Genomic DNA, 21,589 nt, shown 5'->3' with positions numbered 1-21,589 from the left:
CGCCATGACCGAGCTGCGCGACCTCGTCCGCGCCGAACTCGCCGAGCCCGTCGACCCCCGCGTGGTCGCCATGGCGGCGGCGATCGCTGCCGAGCACGGTACCGCCAGCCGCGCGGTCCTGTTCTACGGCAGCTGCCTTCGCGAGCGGCAGCTCGATGGGCTCATGCTCGACTTCTACCTGATCGTGTCGAGCTACCGCGAAGCCTATCCGCGGCGCTGGCTGCGAGTCGCCAACGGGTTGATCCCGCCGAACGTCTTCCCGTTCGAGCATGACGGCCTGCGCGCCAAATTCGCGGTGCTGAGCGAGGCCGACTTTCATCGCCTCAACGGACCCGAGACCCGCAGCGTGTCGGTCTGGGCCCGCTTCGCCCAGCCCTCGCGGCTGGTGTGGACCAGCGACCCGGCAGCGGGCGAGCGGGCGGTGAGCGCCGTCGCCCGTGCCGCACCGACCCTGCTCGCCGCGGCGCTGCCGACGATCGAGCCGACCGACGACCCGCTCGACCTGTGGCGCGACGCGTTCCGGCTGACCTACGGGGCCGAGCTCCGCGCCGAGAAGAAGGGGCGGGCGGGGTCGGTCGTCGATGCCGATCCCGAGCGCTACCGGCGCTTCACCGACCCGGCGCTCCACGCGCTCGAGCGCCCGCGCCACGCAAGCTGGACCCGGCGGCGGGTCGAGGGGAAGATGCTCTCGGTCGTCCGCCTCGCCAAGGCGAGCGCGACCTATGCGGGCGGTGCCGACTATATCGCGTGGAAGATCAACCGACATGCCGGGACCAGGCTCGAGCTGAAGCCGTGGCAGAAGAAGCACCCGCTGCTCGCGGCGATCACGCTCCTGCCGACGCTGCTGCGCTCGCGCGCGATCCGCTAGGTCAGGCGGCCGCCTCGTCAGGCTGGCGCGGCATGCGCCCGATCGCCGAGGCGACCGCATTGGCGAGCGCGCCGACGGTGAATGGCTTGCGCAGCATTTCGTAGCCGCGCAGGTCTTCCCCCTCGCCCTCGCCGACGTAGCCGGTGACGAACAGGACGGCGAAGTCCTCACGGCGGCGCTTCAGCACGCGGATCAGCTCGGGGCCGGTCATCTCGGGCATGATGACGTCGCTGATGACCAGCTCGAACCGCTCCTTCTCGAAGGCGACCAGCGCCTCGGCGCCGCTCGAGCAGGCGACCGGCTCATAGTCGAGGTCCTCGAGCGCGCCGATCGTCGCCGCGCGGACCCGCGGGTCGTCCTCGACCAGCAGGATGCGTGCGCCGGGAACCGACGGCTCGGCCTCGATCCGCTGCAGCGCGGCCGGGTGCATCCGCACCTCCGCAGGCTCGACATGGGTCCGCGGCAGATAGAGCGACACGGTCGTGCCGCGGCCGATCTCGCTCTCGATCCCGACCTCGCCGCCAGACTGGTGCGCAAAGCCGAAGATCTGGCTGAGGCCGAGCCCGGTGCCCTTGCCGACCGCCTTGGTGGTGAAGAAGGGCTCGAACGCGCGCTCGAGCACTTCGGCCGACATGCCCGAGCCATTGTCGACCACCGAGATGCGGACATAGTCGCCGCCGCGGATGTCGCCGACCTCGTTGTTGGCGACGGTGACATTGTCCGAGCGGATGATCAGCCGGCCCTGGCCTTCCATCGCGTCGCGCGCGTTGACCGCGAGGTTGACGATCGCATTCTCCAGCTGGTGCCCGTCGACGAACACCGGCCAGGGCGCAGCGGACAGCTCCAGCTCGATCTGGATCCGCTCGCCCAGCGTGCGGTCGAGAAGGTCGGACATGCCGCCGATCAGCTCGGCGGTGTCGACCCGCGCGGGGAGCAGCGGCTCCGAGCGGGCGAAGCTCAGCAGCCGGCGGGTCAGCGCCGCGGCACGGGTGGCGCCCTCCATCGCATTGTTGAGGTGGATGAGCACCTCGCGGCGCGGCCCGTTGAGCCGGCGCCGAGCGAGATCGAGCCCGCCGACGACCACCGCCAGCATGTTGTTGAAGTCGTGCGCGATGCCGCCGGTGAGCTGGCCGACCGCCTCCATCTTCTGGACCTGGCGGAGCTGCGCCTCGGCCGCCTCGCGCTCCTGCGCCTCGGCCTTGAGCCGCTGGTTGGCGTCCCACAGTTCCTGCGTGCGCTCGCGCACCGCATTCTCGAGCTCGGAGGCACGGCCGGCCTCGCTTTCGGCCTCCTTGCGGGCCGCCGCGTTCTGGCGGATCGCCTCGACCGCCACCGCGCCCATGAAGATGGCGGCGAAGCCGACCAGCACGCCAAGCCAGCTCAGATAGCCGGTGAGCCGGTCGGCCTCACCCGACAGAAATTGGCTCTGCTCGATGCGCGCGCGCAGCGCGTCGCGCTCGGCGGCGCTGATCTCGTTCAGCTTGCGGGTCAGCTGCAGCCCGGTTCCGCTCTTCGCCGCGGCGAAGAACCAGGCGGTGCCGCCTTCGCCCTTGGCGGTCGAGGCGGAGCGCGCCGCCGGGAAGAATTCCTGGTTGCGCTGCTCGAACAGGCGGCGCAGCTCGGCGACGCGCGCGCGCTGCGCCGGGCTCTTGCGGACGAGTTGCTCGAGGTCGTCGATCTGGCGGTCGGCGAGTCGCCACTGGCTGAGATAGATGTTGCCGCTGCCGCGCGTATCCTCGTCGAGCACGAAGCGGCCGAGCGCGGCCTCGGCGCGGTTGATGCTGGTGTCGGCGCTGCGGGCAACCAGCGCCACGTCGTAGGCGTGGCGTTCGGCGGCAAGCGCCCGCTCACGCGATTCGTTGGTGAGCGCCACCATCACGACCATGCCGAGCAGAATCAGGACCGCGACCAGCCCGCCGGCGGCGGCGCCCGTGCCACGCCAATCGAAGCGAGTCTCGTCCGCGTACCTGATGGCGGTCATGGCCTCACTTTAGGCACAAGCCGCTGGGAACGAAAGGGCGCTTAGTGCGTATCGAGGCACCCCGACGCACGGCCGGCCCGCTCGAACTTGCCGAGGATCTCCTCCACCTGTTCGCTTGAATGCTCGGCGCACAGCGAGCAACGGAGCAGGGTCATGCCGGCCGGGGTCGCCGGCGGCCGCGCGAGATTGACGTAGACGCCCTCGTTCAGCAGCGCCTCCCACATCGCCGCGCCCTTTTCGAGGTCGGGCATGATGACGGCGATGATCGCCGATTGCGGTTCCTCTGTGCCGAGCGTGAAGCCGAGCTGGCGGAGGCCGCCGTGCAGCCGCTTCGAGTTCTCCCACAGGTGCGCGCGCTTGTTCGAGCCGTGCATCAGCTTGCGGATGGAGGTGGCGGCCGTCGCCACCACGCTCGGCGGGAGCGAGGCGGTGAACACATAGGGCCGGCAGACCAGCCGGAGGATCTCGAACTTGGGGTGGTTCGAGACGCAGAAGCCGCCGACCGTGCCGACCGACTTGGAGAAGGTGCCGATGATGAAGTCGATGTCATCGATTACGCCCTGCTCCTCGGCGACGCCGCGGCCATGCTCGCCGATGAATCCCATCGAATGCGCCTCGTCGACCAGCACCATCGCGCCGGCCGCCTTGGAGACGGCCACCATCTCCTTCAGCGGCGCGATGTCGCCGAGCATCGAGTAGACGCCTTCCAGCACGACCAGCTTGCCGGCCTCGGGCGGCAGCCGCTTGAGCCGCTTTTCCAGTGCCTCGACGTCGTTGTGGCGGAACGGCACGATCTGCGCGTTGCCGAGTGCGCAGCCGTCGTAGATCGAAGCGTGGCTGTCGATGTCGAGGATGATGTAGTCATCCTTCCCCGCAATCGTGGAGATGATCCCGAGGTTGGCCTGGTAGCCGGTCGAGAAGACCATCGCATGGTCCATCGCGTAGAAGTCGCGGAGCGCCTCCTCGCACGCCTTGTGCCCGGCGTAGGTGCCGTTCAGCACCCGGCTCCCGGTCGTCCCCGAGCCATAGTCGGCGAGCGCCTGCTGCCCGGCCTCGACCACGTCGGGGTCGAAGGTCATCCCCATGTAATTGTAGGTGCCGAGCAGGATCGTCCGTCGCCCGTTGCAGATGGCGACGGTCGGGCTCTCGACCTTCTCCATCACGAGGTTGAACGGATCGGTGACCCCGCTCGACAGAAGCGCCTCGCGCTGGTCGATCAGCGGCTGGAACTTGTCGAACAGGTCGCTCACTTCTTGGCCTCGAGCGCTCCGACCGCGTCAATCAGCTGGCCGACCGTCTCGATCTCGGCCTGCTGGTTCATGGTGATGATGATGTCGAACTCGTCCTCGATCGCCGCGACGAAATCGAGCACCGTCAGGCTGTCCCACTCGAGGTCCTGCGCGAAGCGGGTGGCGTCGGTCACCTCCACGCCCTTCTTGTTGTACGGCTCGATCAGGGCAAGGATGCGCTCGCGGCGCTGGTCGCGGTCGGTCATGGGCGGACGTCCTAGTGGGGCGGCCAATCACTGACAATGCAATGCGGCGAAAAGCAGGCTGCTTGTGCTCGCCGCCGCGGCCATGCATGTCGGCTGCATGACATTGCTGCCGCCCTATGCCGACCTGCTGAAGCTGCGCGTCGAGAAACGGGACGGGCGGCCGCTGATCGTCATGCCGTTCCACGAGGAGGTCGTCGGCCGGCCCGGCTTCGTCCACGGCGGCGCGATCGCCGGGCTGCTCGAGATCGCGGCCTACCAGACGCTCGCCGGCGAGATCGGCGACGAGACGGTGGCGCGCAAGCCGGTGACCGTCACGGTCGACTTCCTCCGCGGCGGGCGCAGCGTCGACACCTTTGCGGCGGCGCAGGTGCAGCGGCTCGGCAAGCGGATCGCCAATGTCGAGGCGTTCGCCTGGCAGGACGATCCCGACCGGCCGATCGCCGGCGGCCGGATCAACTTCCTTCTCGAGCGCGCCTGAGGGGGCTCAGCGCGGGGTTCCGAGCGGCGGCGGCGCGAGGCTCTCCACCAGCGCGTGGCGGGGGCGGTCGATCGACCAGAGATGTCCGCCCGGATCCCAGGCGATCGCCTGCCCGGGAGTGGGCAGCGGCACCGTCGCGACATGGACCAGCCGCTGGCCATCGGGCGACAGGCGCACGGCGAAGCCCTCGTGGCGGTCGTGACCGGTCAACAGCAGCCAGTCTCCCCGCCAGGCGCCGCCCGACACGCTCCGCGGGGCGATCCGGGCGAGCAGCGTGGCGGGCAGAGTGAAGCGCTGCCGCTCGACGAAGTCCGGCGAGAGGCGGAGAATGAGGGTCGCCCGGTGATCGCGCCCGGGCATCCCGCCGCGGCCATCGTAATTGGCGTAGCCGACCCACCAGCTGTCCGCGTGCCAGTCGGCGAAGGTCAGCGAGCCCGGTCCATCGAGCGACCGCGCCGAGCGCAGGATCAGCGTGTCGGCATCGATCCAGAGCAGATGGCTGCGCTGGGGCAGGGCGGGATAGTTGGAGACCGCGCAGACCAGCAGGCGGGCACGCAGGATGCAGCTGTTGACGTGGCTGATCCCGCTTCCCGGCGGTGCACGCCACATTCCGGTGCGGCGCCCGGTCGATCGGTCGTAGCGGCCGATCGCGCGATCGGACACGGCGAACAGCTCGCGCTCGCCGGCGACCACGCCCTGCCGCGCCTCGGCCGCCTCGACCCGGCGCAGCTCGACCGACGGCGGCCATTGCGCCGGGAGGTCAGCCGCGATCACCACCGAGCGTTTGAAAAAGCGACCGACCCGACCATCTTGCCCTTCCGGTCACCACGTCCTAGCCGCGTAATGCGGCTGGGAATGGCGCTTGCGCAAGGAGAATGCGGGGTGCGAAGCGACGTTAGGGAATGGGTCCTTCGCGGGTATCGGCGACACCCGAATCACCCTGCGCCCGCCGTCCTCGTGGCGCTTGGCAGGAGCGAAGGATGACCAGCTTGTTCGACCTGACCGGCAAGATTGCCATCGTCACCGGCTCGTCGCGCGGGATCGGGCGGGCGATCGCGGAAGGGTTCGCCGAGCAGGGCGCCAGGGTCGTCATCTCGAGCCGCAAGCAGGATGCCTGCGAGGCGGTCGCCGCCGAGATCAACAACCGGCACGGGGAGGGCACCGCCACTGCGATCGCCGCCAGCATCTCCGACAAGCAGGCGCTGGAGGACCTCGTTTCCGAGACCCGGGCGCGATTCGGGCAGATCGACGTGCTCGTCTGCAACGCGGCGTCCAACCCCTACTACGGGCCGATGGCCGGGATCAGCGACGAGCAGTTCCGCAAGATCCTCGACAATAATGTCCTCGCCAACCACTGGCTGGTTCAGCTCGTCGCCCCCGAGATGGTTGAGCGGAAGAACGGCAGCATCATCGTCGTCAGCTCGGTCGGCGGCCTGACCAGCTCGACCGTGATCGGGGCCTACAACATCTCCAAGGCGGCCGACCTCCAGCTCGTCCGCAATCTCGCGGCCGAGTTCGGGCCGAGCGGGGTCCGGGTCAACGCCATCGCGCCGGGGCTGGTGCGGACCGACTTCGCCCGGGCGCTATGGGAGAACCCCGCCATTCTCGCCAGCGTCACCGCGCATGCCGCGCTGCGGCGGATCGGCGAGCCGCGCGAGCTGGCGGGGGCCGCCTGCTTCCTCGCCAGCGACGCGGCGAGCTTCGTCACCGGGCAGACGCTGGTGGTCGACGGTGGTTCGACCTTCGGCGCGGGCTTCTGAGGAGAAGGAACGATGAGCTACCCCGAACATCCTCCCGCGCCCGGCCGGCTCCAGGGCAAGACGATCATCGTGACCGGGGCCGGCTCGGGGATCGGCCAGGCCAGCGTCGAGCTGTTCCGCCGCGAGGGCGCGACCGTCATCGCCGCCGACCTCAAGGGCGCCGACCATGTCGCCGATGCCGGTAACGAGCACGACGTCGTCCGGCTCGTCGAGATGGCGCGCGAGGAGCATGGCGCGCTGCACGCCTTCTTCGCCAACGCCGGCATCTCGGGCGGGCTTGCCTCCATCTTCGAACAGTCGCCCGACGACTGGCAGGAGATTCTCCGGGTCAACCTGATCGGGCCGTTCCTCGCGATCAAGCATGCCGCGCCGCTGATGAAGGAACGCGGTGGCGGCTCGATCATCTGCACCGCCAGCGTCGCCGGCCTGCGGGCCGGGGCGGGCGGCCCGGCCTATTCGGCATCCAAGGCGGGCGTCATCAACCTCGTTGAGGTCGCCGCGACCCAGCTCGCTGGCGCCAACATCCGGGTCAATGCCATCTGCCCCGGGCTGATCGAGACGGGCATGACCAAGCCCTTCTACGACTGGGCGCGGGCCAGCGGAAAGGAGAGCCGGCTCGGCTCGCTCAACCCGCTCAAGCGCGGCGGCGAGCCGGAGGAGATCGCCCGCGCCGCCCTGTTCCTCGCGTCGGACGATTCCAGCTACGTCAACGGCCACGCGCTCGTCGTGGACGGCGGTCTCAGCGTCTCCCATCCCTACAACAAGCAAGCCTATGGAGTGACCTCGGCATGACTTCACCCATCTCGACCCGCAAGCATGGCGACGTGCTGATCGTCACCTCCAACAACCCGCCGGTGAACGCGCTCGGCGCTGCGGTCCGGCAGGGGCTGGTCGCCGCGATGGAGCAGGCTGACGGCGACGACAGCGTCAAGGCGGTGGTGATCCACTGCGACGGGCAGACCTTCTTCGCCGGCGCCGACATCACCGAGTTCGGCAAGCCGCCGGTCTCGCCCTGGCTGCCGGAGGTGGTCGACCGGATCGAGGCGACGACCAAGCCGGTGGTGGCGGCGATCCACGGCACCGCGCTAGGCGGCGGGCTCGAGGTGGCGCTCGCCTGCCACTACCGGGTCGCCGTCCCGAGCGCGAAGCTCGGCACCCCCGAGGTCAAGCTCGGGCTGCTCCCCGGTGCCGGAGGCACCCAGCGCCTGCCGCGCGTCGCGGGCGTTCCGCTCGCGCTGGAGATGACGGCGGGGGGCAATCCGATCGGGGCGAAGCAGGCCTATGAGGCCGGGCTGGTCGACCGGCTGATCGAGGGCGACCTGCTCGAGCATGCGGTTGCCTATGCGCACGAGGTGGAGAGCGTCCGCCCGCTGCCGATCAGCAGCACCAAGCAGGACAAGCTGGCGGCGGTCGAGGCGTCGACCTTCGATGATTTCCGCAAGGCCAATGCCCGCAAGTTCAAAGGATTCGACGCGCCCGAGAAGAACATCCAGTGCGTCGAGGCGGCGACCCGCCTGCCTTACGCCGAGGGGGTCAAGACCGAGCGCCAGCTGTTCATGGAGTTGATGAGCGGCGGCCAGTCTCGCGCCCAGCAATATTTCTTCTTCGCCGAGCGGCAGGCGGCCAAGATCGAGGGCGTCGGCAAGGACGTCCAGCCGCGCGCGATCAACCGCGTCGGGGTGATCGGCGCGGGCACGATGGGCGGCGGCATCTCGATGAACTTCCTGTCGGCCGGCATCCCGGTGACGATCGTCGAGATGCAGCAGGACGCGCTCGACCGCGGGACCGGCGTCATGCGCAAGAACTATGAGGCGACCGCCGCCAAGGGCCGGCTGACCGGCGAACAGGTCGAACAGGCGATGGGGCTGCTCAACCCGACGCTCGACCTCAACGCGCTGGGCGAGTGCGACCTCATCATCGAGGCCGTCTACGAGAACATGGACGTGAAGAAGGAGATCTTCACCAAGCTCGACGGGATCGCCAAGCCGGGCGCGATTCTCGCCTCCAACACCAGCTACCTCAACATCGACGAGATCGCCGCGGTGACGAAGCGGCCCGAGGACGTGGTCGGGCTGCACTTCTTCTCGCCGGCCAACATCATGAAGCTGCTCGAGGTGGTGCGCGGCGCGAAGACCGCGCCCGACGTGCTGGTCACCGCGATGCAGCTCGCCAAGCGGATCCGCAAGGTCGCGGTGGTGGCGGGGGTCTGCTACGGCTTCATCGGCAACCGCATGCTGATCCCGCGCCAGACCCAGGCGATGCAGCTGCTGCTCGAGGGCGCCACCCCGGCGCAGGTCGACAAGGTGCACACCGATTTCGGGATGCCGATGGGCCCGTTCCAGATGGCCGATCTCGCCGGCGTCGACATCGGCTGGCATCGCGATCCCGGCCGGGTCGAGAATATCCGCGACGCGCTCTGCGCGATCGATCGCTGGGGCCAGAAGAAGGGCGCCGGCTTCTACGACTATGACGAGAAGCGCCGCCCGACGCCGTCGCCGGTGGTCCAGCAGATCATCGACGACTTCCGGGCGAAGCAGGGTGTCGAGAAGCGCGAGATCTCGGACCAGGAGATCGTCGAGCGCACGCTCTACACGATGGTCAACGAGAGCGCGAAGATCCTCGAGGAGGGCATGGCCCAGCGCGCGTCCGATATCGATGTCGTGTGGATCTACGGCTACGGCTGGCCGGTCTATCGCGGCGGCCCGATGCACTGGGCGGATGGCGAGGGGCTGCCCAAGATCGTCGAGGGACTGAAGGCCCAGCAGGAGCGCATGCCCGACTTCACCTTCTCCAAGCTTCTGCTCGACAAGGCGGAGAAGAAGGAGAAGTTCACCCGGTAGCGGGAGCGAACCTTTCCAGCCGCGCAACGTTCAGCGGTCGAACGGCAGGAGAGACGAATATGGCGACGGTCCCAGAGGCTCAGGAGCAGGACCCGATCCGTCGCTATTCGAACGGCGCGGTGGTGATCCACTGGGTTACCGCCGCGCTGATCCTCGTCCAGATCTGGCTCGGCTTCCAGTTCGCCGACATGACCAGGGGGCCGGGCCGCGATCAGCTGTTCACCTGGCACAAGACGGTCGGGGCGACGATCCTGCTGCTCGCCTTCGTGCGGCTGGGCTATCGGCTGGCGAACCCGCCGCCGCCCTTCCCACCCGAGCTGCCGCGGTGGGAACGGATCGCCGCGACCTGGAACCACCGGCTGTTCTACCTGCTGCTGTTCGTGCTTCCGCTGACCGGCCTGCTGGCGGTGTCGGGCCACGCCAAGGGCGCGACGACCCCGCTGATCGGCGGCATCCCGTTCCCGGTCATCCCCGGCGTGTCGGCCGAGTTCAGCGAGAAGATCGGCGACGTCCACGGAACGCTGGTGCTGGTGACCATCGCGTTGCTCGTGCTGCACGTCGGCGCCGCGCTCAAGCAGCAGTTCTACGACCGCCCGGGCCGCACCGCCGGGCGGATGCCGCCGTTCCAGCCGCGCACCGAGGAGGTGCCGGTGCCTAATCCCTGACTGGTGCCTCGGCGGGCATGACGGCAAGCATGAAGCCCGCCATGCCCGCGGCGATGGCGCCCGCGGTGAAGGTGAGCGCGGGCCCGCTGCGATCCCACATCAGGCCGGCGCCGAGGCTCGCCAGCAGCCCGGCGATCCCCGCCGCGAAATTATAGGCGCCGAAGCTCGTCGCGCGCAGGTGGTCGGGTGCGCTGTCAGCGATCAGCCGCGCGAACAGCCCCTGCGTCAGCGCCATGTGCGCGCCCCACAGCGCCACCCCGGTGGCGAGCCCCAACAGCCCCCACGACTGCGCCAGCACCAGATCGCCGGCGACCAGCAGTGCGATCCCGATCAGCAGGATCTGGCGCGGGTCGCTGCGGTCGCTGAGCGCGCCGGCCGGGTAAGACAGGGCAAGATAGGCGAAGTTGAAGAGCACCAGCACCAGCGGGGCGAGGGCGGGGGCGAGCCCGGCGTCGACGCCGCGCAGGATGAGGAAGCTCTCCGAGAAGCGGGCGAGGCTGAAGATCGACGCGATCAGCACCAGGCGGCGGGTCTCGGGGGCGATCTCGCGGAAGCCGCGCATCAGCGGCGCCGGCTTGGCAGGCATGTGGCGGGCCGGCTCCCGCAGCGCGACCCAGGCCAGTCCGACCGAAAGCAGCGCGGGAAGCGCGGCGATCCAGAAGACCAGCCGGATATTGTCGGCGAGCAGCAGCATCAACCCGACCGCGGCGAGCGGCGCAAGAAAGGCGCCGACCGTGTCGAGGGACTGGCGCAGGCCGTACGCGGCGCCGCGGACTTCGGGCGGCGTCTCGTCGGCGACCATCGCGTCGCGCGGCGCGCCGCGGATCCCTTTGCCGACACGGTCGAAGAAGCGCGCGGCGAGCACCGTCAGCGGGGTAGAGGCGAGCGGGAAGAGCGGCTTGGACAGGGCCGCCATGCCGTAGCCGAGCAGGATCCACGGCTTGCGTCGCTGTTGCCGGTCGGACAGGCGTCCGGAGGCGAGCTTGGCGAAGCTAGCGGTCGCCTCCGCCACCCCGTCGATCGCCCCGAGCACCGTCACCGATGCGCCCAGCGTCATGGTGACGAACAGCGGCAGCAGCGCGTGATAGACCTCGCTCGACAGGTCCATCAGCAGGCTGACGAAGCCGAGCACCCAGACGGTGCGGGGAAGCGGGGGACGGGCAGCCATCGCGATGTGCTAGGGCAACATTGCGCAGCTGCCAATCTTTGCTAGCATGCAACCATGTTCCCGAACGCGTCTCCGCAGGCGCTCGCCGCCCGCTTCACCACCCTGGCCGAAGTGCTGGTGCCCGCGACGAGCGAGGACCGCGCGGCGGGCAATCAGCGCAAATTGCTCGCCGCCATTGCTGCGACCGAGCCGGCAACCCTCGGTGCGGTCGCAGAGCGGATGGGGCGTGGCGCGCCGGCAATGAGCCGCGCGGTCGACGCCCTCGTCCGTGCCGGGCTGGTCGAGCGAACGCCCGATCCGGACAACCGCCGTCAGCTCCAGCTGCGCCTGTCGGACGATGGACGCGCCCTGCTGCAGCAGCCCCCGGCTACCAACAGCCGCCTCGCCGAGCGGCTCTCGCGGGTCGCGCAGAGCGAGCTTCGCGCGCTCGAACGCGCGCTCGAGATCCTCGAGCGGATGCCGCGTTGATCCGCCGGGTCGCGGCGGCGCTCGGAGCGTTGCTGCTGGCCTGCCTGCTCTATCTCTCCTGGACGGTGGCGGAGGCCCGCGCCCATGTGGTCGCCGACGTCGACCGGGTCATCGCGACCGCCGACCAGGCCAATTTCGCCATTCCGCCGCGGCGGGTCGCCATGCTGCTGGCGGTTCAGGACCCCGGCTTTTGGAGCGGCAGCGGGGTTGCCCTGACCGGCCCCGACGCCAGGATGACCACCGTCGCGCAAAGCGTCGGCAAGAAGCTCTTCTTCCGGCACTTCCAGCCGGGCCTGCGCAAGTTCCCGCTGATGGCGACGACCCGCTTCGCGCTGGTGCCGAAGGTCTCCAAGCCGGACATCCTCAAGGCGTTCCTGGCGCTGGCCTATTTCGGATCGGACGCCGGCCGGCCGGTGACCGGCTTCGCCGACGGCGCCCGGACCTGGCTTGGCAAGCCGCTCGCCACCCTGACCGACCGCGAGTGGATCGAGCTGGTCGCGATGCTTCCCGCACCCGACCGGCTTAAGGGCGATCGCGGTCGTTCGGAACGGCTCGAGCGGGTGCGCCGGATCGAACGGCTGCTCGCCGGGCATTGCCGCCAGCAGGGCGTTCGCGACGTGACGCTGGAGGGTTGCGCCTGACGGTTGCCGCAGCGCAGCATTTCGGCTAGGGGCGCGCGAACTCTCTTCCAGGAAAAATCGATGTCTCTTCGCAACGTGGCGATCATCGCCCACGTCGACCATGGCAAGACCACGCTCGTCGACCAGCTCTTCCGTCAGTCCGGCACCTTCCGCGAGAACCAGCGCGTCGAAGAGCGGGCGATGGACTCGAACGAGCTGGAGAAGGAGCGCGGGATCACGATTCTCGCCAAGTGCACCTCGGTCGAGTGGCACGGCACCCACATCAACATCGTCGACACGCCGGGCCACGCCGACTTCGGCGCCGAGGTCGAGCGAATCCTCTCGATGGTCGACGGCGTGATCCTGCTGGTCGACGCGGCCGAGGGTCCGATGCCGCAGACCAAGTTCGTCACCGGCAAGGCGCTCGGCCTCGGCCTTCGCCCGATCGTCGTCGTCAACAAGATCGACCGCCCCGACGCGCGCCCGGCCGAGGTGCTCGACGAGGTGTTCGAACTGTTCCTCAACCTCGACGCCAACGACGAGCAGCTCGACTTCCCTGTGCTCTACGCCTCGGGCCGCGCCGGATATGCGGGCGAGAACGACACGGTGCGCGAGGGCGATCTCACCCCGCTGTTCCAGAAGATCGTCGACCATGTGCCCGCGCCGGGCCTCGACACCGAGGCCGAGTTCAAGATGCTCGCGACGCTGCTCGACCGCGACAATTTCCTCGGGCGTATCCTGACCGGCAGGATCGAGAGCGGCACGCTCAACATCAACGACCCCATTCGCGCGATGGACGTCAACGGCAAGGTCGTCGAGGACGGCCGGGTGACCAAGCTGTTCGCCTTCCAGGGCCTCGAGCGCGTTCCGGTCGAGAGCGCCAGGGCGGGCGACATCGTCGCCATCGCGGGTCTCGTGAAGGCGACCGTGTCGAACACCATCGGCACCCCGCAGATCAGCGAGCCGCTGCACGCCCGCGAGATCGATCCGCCGACGCTCAGCATGACCTTCGCGGTCAACGACAGCCCCTATGCCGGCAAGGACGGCGACAAGGTGCAGAGCCGGGTCATCAAGGACCGCTTGAACCGCGAGGCGGAGGGCAATGTCGCGATCCGGGTCACCGAGACCGCCGGCGGCGAGGCCTATGAGGTCGCGGGTCGCGGCGAGCTCCAGCTTGGTGTGCTGATCGAGACCTTGCGCCGTGAGGGCTTCGAACTCGGCATCAGCCGCCCGCGCGTGCTGTTCCGCGACGGCCCGGGCGGCCGCGAGGAGCCGTACGAGCAGGTCGTGGTCGACGTCGACGACGAGTTCTCCGGGACGGTCATCGATAAGATGGCGCTGCGCAAGGCGGAGATGACCGACATGCGCCCGTCGGGCGGCGGCAAGACCCGGCTGACCTTCTCGGCTCCGTCGCGCGGGCTGATCGGCTATCATGGCGAGTTCCTGTCCGACACGCGCGGCACCGGGATCATGAACCGCCTGTTCGAGAAGTATGGCCCCTACAAGGGCCCGATCCAGGGCCGCCAGAACGGCGTGCTCATCTCGATGGAAACCGGGTCCGCCGTCGCCTATGCGCTGAACGCGCTGGAGGATCGCGGCATCCTGTTCATCTCGCCCGGCGACATGCTCTACGAGGGCATGGTGATCGGCGAGAACGCCAAGCCGCAGGACCTCGAGGTCAACCCGCTCAAGTCCAAGCAGCTCACCAACTTCCGCGCCTCGGGCAAGGACGAGGGCATCCGCCTCACTCCCCCGAAGCGGATGACGCTCGAGCAGGCGATCGCCTACATCCAGGACGACGAGCTGGTCGAGGTAACCCCCAAGGTCATCCGCATCCGCAAGCGCCACCTCGATCCGCACGAGCGCAAGCGCCAGTCGCGCAAGATGGAAGCTGCCTGATTTGGGGGGACCGATCCGCGTCCCGCGCGTTGGCGGTTCGTGGATTGGTCTCGACTGAAGCTGGTGGCGCTCGGCGGCGCGCTGACCGTAGCCGCCATCGGCGTCGGCGCGCTGCTCTATCCGCTGACCGGACTGTTCGACACCGCCGCGACGGTGCCGCACTCGCCGCTGGTCGCCTACATGGTCCACAACACCATGATCCACTCGGTGCGCGACCGCGCGGACGGGCTCGCCGTGCCCGCGCGGATGAGCGCGGCCGATCTCGCCGCCGGCTTCTGCTCCTACGACACCCATTGCGTGGCGTGCCACGGGGCGGCCGGGGTCGCGCGCGCCAAGTTCGCGGACGGCATGTATCCGACCCCGCCCTACCTGATCAGCCAGCCTGACAAGTGGAACGATGCCGAGCTGTTCAGCATCCTTCGGCGCGGCATCAAGATGACCGCCATGCCTTCCTGGCAGAACACGCTGTCGCCGCAGCAGACCTGGCAGCTCGTCGCTTTCCTGAAGACGATGCCCAAGCTGCCGGTGAACGGTTATGCGCAGTGGCGGCGGGCCGGCCTGTGCCGGGGCGGCGCCCCGGTTAGCCTGCCTCGGCCAGCCCCTTTAGATGAGTCCACTCTTCCGGGCGCACGGGTGCGACCGACAGCCGAGACTGCCGAAGCAGCTCCATCGCGGCCAGTGCCGGGTCGGCCTTGATCGTCTTCAGCGTGACCGGCGCGAGCGGCCGGACAGGCTCGACCCGGACCGACACCCACTTGTCGTCGCGCGGATCGGGCTGCGCGGTGCGCGAGACCCGGACGATGCCGACCACGGCCGGCTCGGTTACCGAGCGATAGAAGAAGGCGAGGTCGCCGACGGCCATCGCGCGCAGGTTGATCCGCGCGGTGGGATTGCGCACCCCATCCCACTCGGTGCCGCCGTCGCGCACCAGATCGTCCCAGCTATAGCTCGCCGGCTCGGATTTGATCAGCCAATGGTTCATGCCGCTCCTCGTCCCGCCGCCCTAGGGAGGAGACCGGCGGAAAGGCAAGCAGCCGCTTGTCAGCCAATGTTCATCTGCCTCTAACCCCTTGTCCCTCAAAGAGATTTGTTCCCACGATTCGTCCCGGCTGGTGCTCGCCTCGTCGGTCACGGGGTTGAGATCGGGGCAATGATCCTGCATTTGCACTTCAGCAAGCGAGAGCGAGCGAGCTTCGGAGGGCAGCGGCGGGGAGCCGCTCCCGGGGGAAGCTCCGGGGCTCAAGACGGACGCCGAGATTGCATCACCGCCGCCCACCTGTTTCGGGCGGCTTTTCTTCGATGCCGGTGCGGCCGCAGGTTCGAGAGATTGATTTGACCCGACTTCTGGGAAGCCGCGGTGCTGCCGCGCTCGGTGCTCTGATGCTGACCACGGTCGGCGGATCCAGCGGCGCCTACGCGCAGGTTCAGACGATCGCGCAGGTGCCGGCGGGACCGGTGCTGCCGACCACCGCCCTTCCCGGAAGCCTGGCCAACCCGATCGCCGGCTCGGTCGTCACCCAGTCCTCGGCGACGATGGTCCGCTCGGCGGTCCTTCCGGTTGCCCCGGCGCCGGCCGTGACCGTCGTCATGCCGCAGCCGACCGCCGCCTTCCAGCAGCCCGGCTTTACCGGCGCTCCGGCGGGCCAACCCGGTTCGCTCTACAATCTGATGGTGGCGAACTGGTCGAACACGCCGCTCGACGCCGAGACCCAGTGCCTCGCGACCGCCGTCTATTTCGAAGCGCGCGGGGAGTCGCTCGAGGGCCAGCTGGCCGTCGCCAATGTCGTGATCAACCGCGCCGCCTCGGGCCGCTATCCCACCAGCTGGTGCGCGGTGGTCAAGCAGCCGGCGCAGTTCAGCTTCGTCCACAGCGGTGGCGAGTTCCCCTACGTCGACCCGGGCTGCACCGCCTACATGAAGGCGCAGGCGATCGCCCGCATCGCTTCCAAGCGGCTCGCGGCGATGGTTCCGCAGGACGTGCTGTGGTATCATGCCTCGTACGTCGCGCCGAACTGGCGGCAGCGGCTGAGCCGGGTCGAGAAGATCGGCGCGCACATCTTTTATCGTGCGTAAAGAAAGCGGCTCATTCCGGCGCTCGAAGGAATCGTTTCGCCGATAACGAGCCGGTGCGGGATTCGCATTCCGTCTAAAACGTTGCAGCATGTCACCGGAAAAGCAGGACTTTTTCGCGCAAGCCGGGGAGGGCATGGTGCTGAAGATCTTGATCGTCGAGGATGATGCGCAACTCGCGGTCACCCTGAAATATCTCGTCGAGGACAATCCTCGGTATCGCGTGGTCGCCATCGCCGACGACGAGACGAGCGCGCTCAACGCCGCCGCGGAGCATCGCCCTCACCTTGCGCTGGTCGATCTCCAGCTCGCCCGCGGCTCGACCGGCTTTGCCGCGGCGGTACGACTCGGCGACTATGACGTGCCCTGCCTCTTCGTCAGCGGCAAGGCACCGGGCTTCTCGATGCCGGACCTGGCGCTCGGCTGCCTGATGAAGCCGTTCACCGCCGAGGATGTGCACCGCAGTCTAGCCGCCGCGGAGGACCTGATGCGCGGCCGCGACACGGCTCGCCGGACTCCTGACAATCTCCGCCTCTACGAACCCGACCTGCTCGAGGAAGAAGTGCTGGAGTCCGCGTTCATCCCGTCCAAGCGGTCCCTCAAGACCCGCTTCGAGCACTGGATCGCCGGCACTCAGCAATAGGCTTCAGAGGGGCGCCTGCCCCACGACCAGCCGCTCAAGGTCCCGTTCCCGCAGCAGCATGCGGGCCTGCTCCCAGCTGATCCCGTGCTTGCGGGCAAAATAGGCGCGCTCGCGCAGGGCTGGGCTCGCATCGCCGGCCCGGTCGCGGCGGGCCATCCGTCGGACGGTCATCGGCTCATCCCCTGCGTGGCTGTTATTGGTTAACGAAAGCTTTCCGCGTCCGTTCCGGTCCTTTCCGCCGCGTACGGGAAGGGGACGGTCGGTGGGTCCGATCGGCCGCCCGTCCGTTAGCGCCTCGTCAGTGCAGGCGAAGGATGGCGATGGCCGAGGACGAACGTCAGCGCGGCGGGCAGGGGAAGCCCCCGACGCTCGGCCGCATGCTCAAGACCCAGGGCCAGTTGCGGGTTCGCGCGCTCGGCCGCCGCAAGACGCTGGTCGACTTCTACCATGCGATGCTGCGTGCGACCTGGCCGCAGCTGTTCGCCATGTTCGCGCTCAGCTTCGTCGGCTTCAACCTGCTGTTCGCCTTTCTCTACGAGCTTCAGCCGGGCGGGGTGGACTGGGGCCAGCGGCCGATCGCCGGACCTCCCTTCTGGCGCGACTTCGTGTTCAGCGTCGATACGATGGCAACGGTTGGCTACGGTAACATGGTCCCGATCACCGGCTACGCCAATCTCGTCGCGGTGGCGGAGATCGCGCTCGGCATGCTCTATGTGGCGCTGATCACCGGCATCGCTTTCGCACGCTTCTCGCGCCCGACCGCGCTGATCCTGTTCAGCCGCCCGATGGTGGTGAACGACATCGGCGGCCAGCCCAAGCTGATGTTCCGTGCCGCCAACCAGCGCCACAACCTAATCTTCGAGGCGAGCGCGAGCATGTCGCTGCTGATCGACACCAAGCTCGACGGCCGTCCGATGCGCCGCTTCAGCGACCTGCACCTTGTCCGCGAGGCCAATCCGGTGTTCGCGCTGACCTGGACCATCATCCATCCGATCGACCAGGACAGTCCGCTCGCCCCTTATCTCGAAGCGAAGCGGCTTCCGCCGGGCAGCGAGCTGATCGTCGTCCTCTCCGGAACCGACGATCGGACCGGGCAGATCATTCATGGCCGCTGGGCCTATAACGCGGACGACATTCTGTGGGGCTACCGGTTCGTCGACATCCTCGGCGTCGCGGAGGACGGCATCCGCACCATCGACTACAATCGCTTCCACGACGCCGAGCCGGTCGCACGCGATGTCGCCCCGGCCGACGGCAGCGGACCGCCCGGCGGCAAGGCCCAGGCTACAGCGGCATGACCCCGCGCCGCGGCTCGCGGGTGCCGAGGCTCGGCTCGACCAGCCGGGCACCGGCATCGAGCAGCGCCTGCCGCCGCCCGCTGATCGAGGCGCTCAGCTGGATCAGCTCGAGGCGGTGGAGCCTGGCGAAGGGCGGAGTGGCGAGCACGCGGTCGACGAACGCCGCCGCAATCGGCCAGCGCCGCGCATCGATCGCCACGTCCACATAGTGCGCGTTGCGGAAGAAGCTGGCGAGCGCGACGTCGGCGCTCGACAGGCGCTCGCCGAACAGGAACCCGCCGGCCGGCAACTCGCGCTCGAGATAGTCGAGCTCGCGCGGCAGTTCCTCGTCGAGCACGCGGCGGACGCGCGCCTCGTCGGCTTCCTCGTTCCACACGCGGGGCCGCACCATCCGCTGGTAGAACAGGCCCCAGACCAGCAGGTCGCCGAGCCGCGTATCGGCATATTCCTCCAGCCAGCGGGCCCGCGCGCGCTCGGCTGGAGATGTCGGCAGCAGCGGCGGCTCGGGCCGCGTCTCGTCGAGGTAGGCGAGGATCGCGCTGCTGTCGTTCACGACCGTGCCGTCGTCGTCGATCAGGACCGGGATCCGGCGCAGCGGGCTCAGCCGCTCGAACGCCGCGTTGCCGAAGAAGGGGGTGATCGGGTCGACCGCATAGTCGAGCCCCTTGAGCTCGAGCGCGACGAGCACCTTGCGGACATAGGGACTGACGAAGCTGCCGATGACCTGCATCGGCACGCTGTGCGACGATGAGAGCGCCGGATCAAGCGGGAGCGGAGCAGGGGAGCAGTGGATGCCCGACGTGGATTCGAACCACGATTGACGGAGTCAGAGTCCGTAGTCTTACCATTAGACGATCGGGCAATCGCCGCTGCGCGCCGCCAACTAGGCAGGGGGCGGCGCGCTGTCAACGTCTGCGGCGCTTGCCAGTCGCTGCAACTTCCGGTTAAACCCACGCCAAGTCAGCCGTTTTCGCCCGCTGTCGGGTGGCGACGGTGCAGATCGAGATTGGGCTCAACGTGGCGCAGCAGAATGCCGCCAGTGCGCCTCCCGCTTCCGCCCAGACGGAACGGGCGGCCGACGCCAGATGGCCCGCCGGGCGGCGGGAGAACCGCCACGGCGTCTATGCCGCCATCGATCTCGGCACCAACAACTGCCGCCTGCTGGTGGCGCGTCCGAGCGACGGCGGCTTCACCGTGGTCGACGCCTTCTCGCGCATCGTCCGACTGGGCGAGGGACTGGCCCAGACCGGGCGGCTCAGCCAGGAGGCGATGGACCGCGCAGTAATCGCGCTGGGGGTCTGCTCGGACAAGCTCAAGCGGCGCAAGGTGACGCTCGCCCGCTCGGTCGCGACCGAGGCCTGTCGCCGCGCCGAGAACGGCGGCGAGTTCATCGACCGGGTCCGCGAGGAGACCGGGATCGCGCTGGAGATCATCCCGCCGGCGGAAGAGGCGCGGCTCGCGGTGCTCGGCTGCCACAAGCTGCTGGACCCTGGCGACGGCCCGGCGCTGATCTTCGACATCGGCGGCGGCTCGACCGAGCTGGTGCTGGTCGAGCCGGGCGACCCGACGCCGCGGATCAAGGCTTGGTGGAGCGCGCCGTGGGGCGTCGTCTCCCTGACCGAAAGCGAAGGCCGCGAGGCGATCGAGGGGCCCGACCGGCTGTCCGCCTACAGCCGCATGCGCGAGCGGGCCAAGCGCGCCTTCGCCCAGTTCGCAGAGGTGCTTCCGCGCGACGCGGACGACATCCGCCTGCTCGGCACCAGCGGCACCGTCACCACGCTCGCCAGCGTCCACCTCGCGCTGCCCAGCTACGACCGCCGGGCGATCGACGGGCTCCAGGTGCCGTGCCACGCGATGCGCGAGATCAGCACCACCATCGCCGCGATGGACTTGTCGCAGCGCGCCAGCCTGCCCTGCATCGGCCACGAGCGCGCCGACCTGGTGGTGGCCGGCTGCGCCATTCTCGAAGCGATCCTCGACATCTGGCCGGCCGAGCGTCTGGGCGTCGCCGATCGCGGCATCCGCGAGGGGATCCTGCGCAGCATGATGGCCCGCGACGGCTTCGTCCTGTGACTCGCCTCCGGTCCGCCAAGGGGCGTAAGGTCAGCTCGACCCGCTGGCTCGAGCGGCAGCTCAACGACCCTTATGTCAAGCGCGCCAAGGCCGAGGGCTACCGCAGCCGCGCCGCCTACAAGCTGATCGAGCTCGACGAGAAGTTCGGGCTGCTGCGCGGGGTGCGCGCCGCGATCGACCTCGGGATTGCGCCCGGCGGGTGGAGCCAGGTGGTGCGCAAGAAGGCGCCCGCCGCGAAGGTCGCCGGGATCGACTTGCTGCCGACCGACCCGATCGACGGGGTCGCCATCCTGCAGATGGACTTCATGGCTGACGAGGCGCCGGAGCGGCTCCGCGAGGCGCTTGACGGCCTGCCGGTCGACCTCGTCCTGTCCGACATGGCCGCCAACACTGTCGGCCATCCGCAGACCGATCACCTGCGCACCATGGCGCTGGTCGAGACGGGTCTGGAGTTCGCCCGCGAGGTGCTGCGCCCGGGCGGCGCCTATGTCGCCAAGGTGCTCGCCGGCGGGACCGACAACCAGCTGCTGGCCGAGCTCAAGCGTCACTTCGCCACCGTCCGCCATGCCAAGCCGCCCGCCAGCCGCAAGGACTCGAGCGAACGGTATGTCGTGGCGCAGGGCTTCAAGGGCCGCGCGGAGGCGGACGGCGACTGACGCATCTCCGCTGGGCTGTTCGCCCGGCGGTTACCCGCGCGGCAGCGGCAGCTCGTCCACGATATGGCGCAGCGTGGCGGCCCGGGCCGGGCTGCGATCGGCGGCGCACGCCCAGCTGATGAAGGGCTGGCGGCTCGCCTCGCCCGACCATGCGTACCGGACCTTGCCCAGTCCGTCCCGGGTGATCGCGAGCTGCAGGCCGGGGAGGGCGATCGCGATCCGGTCGGTGTAGCGCGTCAGCCGCGTCCCATCCGGGGACAGGCGCGAGCCATTCCAGGTGACGCCGGGATTGAGGTTGTAGGGGCCGGAGTAGGCCCCGGTCTGGGCGGAGGCGGATGACCCCGCCAGGAAGATTGCCAACGCCATCAGGCCAGACTTCGCCATCGCCCTCACTCCCTCGGAAAACCGCTCTTAACAGCCAGGCTCAGGGTTAAAGCGCCATTGGCCATCGGGTGCGCATGGTCGTGGCGAGGCATCATGCAAATCCTCTGTAAGGAAACGCGCGGAAGGGATCCGGACGGGGCGCGCCTCACCGCTGCCCTACGCTCGGCTCATCGTTACCGACGTACCCCGTCAGTCCCCGTTCATGGGCCCGGAACCAAGTTTT

At 69.0% G+C, this 21,589-nt stretch carries 24 protein-coding genes and 1 tRNA gene; 15 read left to right on the top strand and 10 right to left on the bottom strand.

Annotated features, from left to right (window positions below; all coding sequences use genetic code 11):
- Nucleotides 1-4 precede the first annotated feature (4 nt).
- On the top strand, nucleotides 5-868 hold the full coding sequence (locus HMF7854_RS14660; RefSeq protein ID WP_126719878.1) for a hypothetical protein: 864 nt from the start codon (nucleotides 5-7) through the stop codon (nucleotides 866-868).
- A 1-nt stretch (nucleotide 869) separates the two neighbouring features.
- On the opposite strand, the gene HMF7854_RS14655 is transcribed toward HMF7854_RS14660, so the two are convergent.
- Genes HMF7854_RS14655 through HMF7854_RS14645 form a run of 3 tightly spaced genes read right to left on the bottom strand, consistent with a single transcriptional unit; the run spans nucleotide 870 to nucleotide 4,344 of the window.
- A complete protein-coding gene (locus HMF7854_RS14655) occupies nucleotides 870-2,849 on the bottom strand; it encodes an ATP-binding protein (RefSeq protein WP_126719877.1) in 1,980 nt (659 codons plus the stop codon).
- Between the two features lie 41 nt (nucleotides 2,850-2,890).
- The gene (gene spt, locus HMF7854_RS14650) at nucleotides 2,891-4,099 is read right to left on the bottom strand and encodes a serine palmitoyltransferase (protein WP_126719876.1); all 1,209 of its coding nucleotides are present in this window, start codon (nucleotides 4,097-4,099) and stop codon (nucleotides 2,891-2,893) included.
- Nucleotides 4,096-4,344: an acyl carrier protein gene (locus HMF7854_RS14645; protein WP_126719875.1), complete on the bottom strand. Its 249-nt coding sequence runs from the start codon at nucleotides 4,342-4,344 to the stop codon at nucleotides 4,096-4,098. The genes spt and HMF7854_RS14645 overlap by 4 nt, the downstream gene beginning before the upstream one ends.
- Nucleotides 4,345-4,441: 97 nt before the next feature.
- On the opposite strand from HMF7854_RS14645, the gene HMF7854_RS14640 reads away from it, so the two are divergent.
- On the top strand, nucleotides 4,442-4,822 hold the full coding sequence (locus HMF7854_RS14640) for a PaaI family thioesterase (RefSeq protein WP_126720261.1): 381 nt from the start codon (nucleotides 4,442-4,444) through the stop codon (nucleotides 4,820-4,822).
- A gap of 6 nt (nucleotides 4,823-4,828) precedes the next feature.
- Here HMF7854_RS14640 and HMF7854_RS14635 read toward each other — a convergent pair whose 3' ends face one another.
- A complete protein-coding gene (locus HMF7854_RS14635) occupies nucleotides 4,829-5,596 on the bottom strand; it encodes a hypothetical protein (protein ID WP_126719874.1) in 768 nt (255 codons plus the stop codon).
- Between the two features lie 206 nt (nucleotides 5,597-5,802).
- On the opposite strand from HMF7854_RS14635, the gene HMF7854_RS14630 reads away from it, so the two are divergent.
- Genes HMF7854_RS14630 through HMF7854_RS14615 form a run of 4 tightly spaced genes read left to right on the top strand, consistent with a single transcriptional unit; the run spans nucleotide 5,803 to nucleotide 10,087 of the window.
- Complete coding sequence (locus HMF7854_RS14630) at nucleotides 5,803-6,582, top strand: SDR family oxidoreductase (protein ID WP_126719873.1); 780 nt, start codon at nucleotides 5,803-5,805, stop codon at nucleotides 6,580-6,582.
- A 12-nt stretch (nucleotides 6,583-6,594) separates the two neighbouring features.
- A complete protein-coding gene (locus HMF7854_RS14625) occupies nucleotides 6,595-7,374 on the top strand; it encodes an SDR family NAD(P)-dependent oxidoreductase (protein WP_126719872.1) in 780 nt (259 codons plus the stop codon).
- Nucleotides 7,371-9,422 carry a 3-hydroxyacyl-CoA dehydrogenase NAD-binding domain-containing protein gene (locus tag HMF7854_RS14620; RefSeq protein ID WP_126719871.1) on the top strand — a complete coding sequence of 684 codons (2,052 nt, stop codon included), beginning with the start codon at nucleotides 7,371-7,373 and terminating at the stop codon, nucleotides 9,420-9,422. The genes HMF7854_RS14625 and HMF7854_RS14620 overlap by 4 nt, the downstream gene beginning before the upstream one ends.
- A gap of 59 nt (nucleotides 9,423-9,481) precedes the next feature.
- Nucleotides 9,482-10,087: a cytochrome b gene (locus tag HMF7854_RS14615; protein WP_126719870.1), complete on the top strand. Its 606-nt coding sequence runs from the start codon at nucleotides 9,482-9,484 to the stop codon at nucleotides 10,085-10,087.
- Here HMF7854_RS14615 and HMF7854_RS14610 read toward each other — a convergent pair.
- Nucleotides 10,077-11,255 carry an MFS transporter gene (locus HMF7854_RS14610; protein WP_126719869.1) on the bottom strand — a complete coding sequence of 393 codons (1,179 nt, stop codon included), beginning with the start codon at nucleotides 11,253-11,255 and terminating at the stop codon, nucleotides 10,077-10,079. The two genes, HMF7854_RS14615 and HMF7854_RS14610, sit on opposite strands and share 11 nt — an antisense overlap.
- 54 nt (nucleotides 11,256-11,309) lie before the next feature.
- On the opposite strand from HMF7854_RS14610, the gene HMF7854_RS14605 reads away from it, so the two are divergent.
- From HMF7854_RS14605 to HMF7854_RS14590, 4 genes are read left to right on the top strand one after another with little or no spacing between them, the layout of a single operon-like run.
- Nucleotides 11,310-11,723: a MarR family winged helix-turn-helix transcriptional regulator gene (locus HMF7854_RS14605; RefSeq protein WP_126719868.1), complete on the top strand. Its 414-nt coding sequence runs from the start codon at nucleotides 11,310-11,312 to the stop codon at nucleotides 11,721-11,723.
- Nucleotides 11,720-12,364 (top strand): transglycosylase domain-containing protein, encoded by a 645-nt coding sequence (locus HMF7854_RS14600; protein ID WP_126719867.1) that lies wholly within the window; start codon nucleotides 11,720-11,722, stop codon nucleotides 12,362-12,364. Before HMF7854_RS14605 ends, HMF7854_RS14600 begins: the two co-directional genes overlap by 4 nt.
- A 60-nt stretch (nucleotides 12,365-12,424) precedes the next feature.
- Nucleotides 12,425-14,242 (top strand): translational GTPase TypA, encoded by a 1,818-nt coding sequence (gene typA, locus HMF7854_RS14595; protein WP_126719866.1) that lies wholly within the window; start codon nucleotides 12,425-12,427, stop codon nucleotides 14,240-14,242.
- A 39-nt stretch (nucleotides 14,243-14,281) separates the two neighbouring features.
- Nucleotides 14,282-14,938 (top strand): c-type cytochrome, encoded by a 657-nt coding sequence (locus HMF7854_RS14590; protein WP_126719865.1) that lies wholly within the window; start codon nucleotides 14,282-14,284, stop codon nucleotides 14,936-14,938.
- Here the strand turns inward: HMF7854_RS14590 and HMF7854_RS14585 are convergent.
- Complete coding sequence (locus HMF7854_RS14585; RefSeq protein ID WP_126719864.1) at nucleotides 14,823-15,224, bottom strand: EVE domain-containing protein; 402 nt, start codon at nucleotides 15,222-15,224, stop codon at nucleotides 14,823-14,825. The genes HMF7854_RS14590 and HMF7854_RS14585 overlap by 116 nt on opposite strands.
- A 350-nt stretch (nucleotides 15,225-15,574) precedes the next feature.
- Here HMF7854_RS14585 and HMF7854_RS14580 point away from each other — a divergent pair, with 350 nt between their 5' ends.
- The gene (locus tag HMF7854_RS14580; RefSeq protein ID WP_185829305.1) at nucleotides 15,575-16,315 is read left to right on the top strand and encodes a cell wall hydrolase; all 741 of its coding nucleotides are present in this window, start codon (nucleotides 15,575-15,577) and stop codon (nucleotides 16,313-16,315) included.
- Nucleotides 16,316-16,451: 136 nt separating this feature from the next.
- Nucleotides 16,452-16,955: a response regulator gene (locus HMF7854_RS14575; protein ID WP_221766456.1), complete on the top strand. Its 504-nt coding sequence runs from the start codon at nucleotides 16,452-16,454 to the stop codon at nucleotides 16,953-16,955.
- Between the two features lie 3 nt (nucleotides 16,956-16,958).
- Here the strand turns inward: HMF7854_RS14575 and HMF7854_RS15885 are convergent, their stop codons facing one another.
- Nucleotides 16,959-17,126 carry a hypothetical protein gene (locus HMF7854_RS15885; RefSeq protein WP_185829303.1) on the bottom strand — a complete coding sequence of 56 codons (168 nt, stop codon included), beginning with the start codon at nucleotides 17,124-17,126 and terminating at the stop codon, nucleotides 16,959-16,961.
- Between the two features lie 149 nt (nucleotides 17,127-17,275).
- Between HMF7854_RS15885 and HMF7854_RS14570 the strand changes: the two genes are divergently transcribed.
- Entirely contained in the window at nucleotides 17,276-18,253 is a 978-nt protein-coding gene (locus HMF7854_RS14570; RefSeq protein WP_185829302.1) for an ion channel, read from the top strand.
- On the opposite strand, the gene HMF7854_RS14565 is transcribed toward HMF7854_RS14570, so the two are convergent.
- Both HMF7854_RS14565 and HMF7854_RS14560 read right to left on the bottom strand, forming a co-directional pair.
- The gene (locus tag HMF7854_RS14565) at nucleotides 18,240-18,983 is read right to left on the bottom strand and encodes a glutathione S-transferase family protein (protein ID WP_126720260.1); all 744 of its coding nucleotides are present in this window, start codon (nucleotides 18,981-18,983) and stop codon (nucleotides 18,240-18,242) included. The genes HMF7854_RS14570 and HMF7854_RS14565 overlap by 14 nt on opposite strands.
- A gap of 58 nt (nucleotides 18,984-19,041) precedes the next feature.
- Nucleotides 19,042-19,115, bottom strand: a tRNA-Gln gene (locus HMF7854_RS14560).
- Between the two features lie 131 nt (nucleotides 19,116-19,246).
- On the opposite strand from HMF7854_RS14560, the gene HMF7854_RS16145 reads away from it, so the two are divergent.
- Complete coding sequence (locus HMF7854_RS16145; protein WP_420822380.1) at nucleotides 19,247-20,326, top strand: Ppx/GppA phosphatase family protein; 1,080 nt, start codon at nucleotides 19,247-19,249, stop codon at nucleotides 20,324-20,326.
- On the top strand, nucleotides 20,323-20,982 hold the full coding sequence (locus tag HMF7854_RS16140; protein ID WP_239017004.1) for an RlmE family RNA methyltransferase: 660 nt from the start codon (nucleotides 20,323-20,325) through the stop codon (nucleotides 20,980-20,982). The genes HMF7854_RS16145 and HMF7854_RS16140 overlap by 4 nt, the downstream gene beginning before the upstream one ends.
- Nucleotides 20,983-21,012: 30 nt before the next feature.
- Here the strand turns inward: HMF7854_RS16140 and HMF7854_RS14550 are convergent, their stop codons facing one another.
- The gene (locus HMF7854_RS14550) at nucleotides 21,013-21,366 is read right to left on the bottom strand and encodes a hypothetical protein (protein WP_126719860.1); all 354 of its coding nucleotides are present in this window, start codon (nucleotides 21,364-21,366) and stop codon (nucleotides 21,013-21,015) included.
- Nucleotides 21,367-21,589 lie beyond the last annotated feature (223 nt).

It is taken from the genome of Sphingomonas ginkgonis, assembly GCF_003970925.1.
GTDB lineage: Bacteria > Pseudomonadota > Alphaproteobacteria > Sphingomonadales > Sphingomonadaceae > Sphingomicrobium > Sphingomicrobium ginkgonis.
Note: the sequence above shows the minus strand (reverse complement) of the source record. Positions and strands in the feature narration are given on the sequence as shown.